The organism is Deinococcus alpinitundrae (genome assembly GCF_009982895.1).
GTDB lineage: Bacteria > Deinococcota > Deinococci > Deinococcales > Deinococcaceae > Deinococcus > Deinococcus alpinitundrae.
Genome location: NZ_WXZL01000142.1, coordinates 1 through 358, shown reverse-complemented (window position 1 = coordinate 358; position 358 = coordinate 1). Strand labels below are relative to the sequence as shown.

Genomic DNA, 358 nt, shown 5'->3' with positions numbered 1-358 from the left:
AAGGAGCAACACAAAGACAGTGAGTTGTACTTTGTTATTGGGACAGATCAGTATAACCAACTAGAGAAATGGTATCAAATTGAATACTTAAAAGAAATGGTTACTTTTGTAGTTGTAAATCGAGACAAAAATAGTCAAAATGTTGAAAATGCTATGATTGCAATTCAGATACCTAGGGTAGATATAAGTTCGACAATGATTCGACAAAGAGTTAGTGAAGGGAAATCTATCCAAGTTCTTGTTCCTAAATCCGTTGAAAACTATATTAAGGGGGAAGGATTATATGAACATTGATAAAGCAAAACGGCTTGCAAAAGAGAAACTGCCAGAGAAACGTTATAATCATTCTTTAAGAGTT

General features: G+C 33.2%; 1 protein-coding gene. It reads left to right on the top strand.

Annotation, left to right across the window (positions count from 1 at the left end; all coding sequences use genetic code 11):
- The coding region (locus tag GUI70_RS25420) for a nucleotidyl transferase family protein (protein ID WP_497747270.1) at positions 1 to 294 on the top strand (294 nt) is incomplete at its 5' end.
- Positions 295 to 358 lie beyond the last annotated feature (64 nt).